The following is a 1,551-nucleotide window of genomic DNA, read 5'->3' as shown; positions in this document are numbered from 1 at the left end:
CGCTACGGGCAGCCGCCGCAGGCCGTCCTCACGCTGGTCGAGGTCTCGCGGCTCCGGCGCATGGCGCAGCAGGTCGGGCTGTCCGACGTGGTCGTGATGGGGTCGAACCTCCGTGTCGCGGGCAAGGAGCTCGCGGACTCGGCACAGGTGCGGCTGAAGCGCATGTTCCCGGGTGCCCGGTGGTTCCCGCAGCAGAACGCGACGAGCATCCCCTTGCCGCGGCCGCACGGCGAGGCCCTGCCCGACGGCGCGCTCATCGACTGGGTCGAGAGCATCCTCACCGCCGTGTACGGGGCGTCGAAGGCGCCGGCCGAGACGGCCGCGTAGCGCGCGCAGACCGACGGGAGGCCCGTGGCGGACCCGCCACGGGCCTCCCGTCGGTCGCGTCGACGGCCCGTCGGCCGGCCGGCCGGTCTGTCGGTCTGTCGGTCGGGAGGCGCGGGGCGGGCTCGCACCGTGCCTCCCGTCCGGCGGTTCACCGCTGCGGAACGACGCCACCGTCGTCGCCCGACGACGGCGCTGTCGCTCGTTGCGCCGGGTGACGTCCCGCGTGCGCACGGGACGACGCTGCCGCTGTCGCACGACAGCGGCAGCGTCGTCCGACAGCGACAGCGACAGCGGCAGGGCAGCGTGCCGCGTCCCCGGGACGACGCTGCCGGCGCGGCCGACTACTCGGTCGACTCGGCCTCGGAGAGCTCGCGCCGACCCCGGTACCGCCGTGCTCGCAGCGAGACGACCACGGCGGAGGCGACCATCGCGATGCCCGAGCCGACGAGGACGGCGAGCACGCCCTCGTCGAGGATCTCCTCGTTGCGGGCGAACGCCAGCTCGTTCATGAGGAGCGAGACCGTGAAGCCGATGCCGCCGAGCACACTGACGGTCATGATCGAGCCGAAGGACAGGGTCGTGCGGCCGGGTGCCCGGAAGATGCGCGTCGCGACCGAGCCGAAGAGGGTGATCCCGATGACCTTGCCGACCGGCAGCGCGAGCACCACCGCCCAGAAGGTCGGCGACAGCTCCCCGAGTCCCACGTCCGGGACCACGACCGCAGCCGAGGCGAAGGCGAACAGGGGCAGCACGAGTCCGTTCGAGAAGGGCTCGACGCGCTCGTACACCGTGTGTCCGGAGGGGCGGGGGAGCAGGAGCCCGAGCGCCACGCCCGCGATCGTCGCGTGCACGCCGGAGTGGTACACGAGCCACCACGCGAGGACACCGAGCACGACCAGCGCCGCGATGAGCAGCCCACGACCGCGCTCGACGCGCTGGAGTCGGCGTCCCAGGAGCCAGAACGCCGCGAGCACCACCACCGCGCCGGCGAGGGCGAGGAAGTCGGTGTGTCCGGCACGCTGCACGTCGGGGATGCCATCGTCGCCGGCACGGCCTACGGTCGCGTCCGTGCGATGACGGACGAGAACGGCGTCGCCGTCCAGGCTGCGACCCCGTCGCGTCCGGTCCAGGTGCAGGGTCTGTCGTCGGTGCCGCGCGCCGGTGACACGTTCCTCGTCACCGAGGAGGACCGCACGGCCCGTCAGATCGCTGAGAAGCGAAGCC

2 protein-coding genes and 1 pseudogene are annotated in these 1,551 nt (G+C 73.3%); 2 read left to right on the top strand and 1 reads right to left on the bottom strand.

The genetic code is table 11. The features are described from left to right. Positions 1-327, top strand: a 327-nt coding sequence (locus I59_RS16435; RefSeq protein ID WP_031274204.1) for a hypothetical protein, incomplete at its 5' end; no start/stop codon positions are given. 341 nt (positions 328-668) lie between these two features. On the opposite strand, the gene I59_RS16430 is transcribed toward I59_RS16435, so the two are convergent. Further along, positions 669-1,352: a Na+/H+ antiporter NhaA gene (locus tag I59_RS16430; protein WP_022904809.1), complete on the bottom strand. Its 684-nt coding sequence runs from the start codon at positions 1,350-1,352 to the stop codon at positions 669-671. Here I59_RS16430 and I59_RS20265 point away from each other — a divergent pair. Beyond that, a pseudogene (locus I59_RS20265) lies at positions 1,338-1,551 on the top strand (hypothetical protein); the annotation flags it as partial. The gene I59_RS16430 and the pseudogene I59_RS20265 sit on opposite strands and share 15 nt — an antisense overlap.

It is taken from the genome of Curtobacterium sp. B8 (genome assembly GCF_000333315.1).
GTDB classification, from domain to species: domain Bacteria; phylum Actinomycetota; class Actinomycetes; order Actinomycetales; family Microbacteriaceae; genus Curtobacterium; species Curtobacterium luteum.
This window is presented reverse-complemented; position numbering and strand designations above follow the sequence as displayed.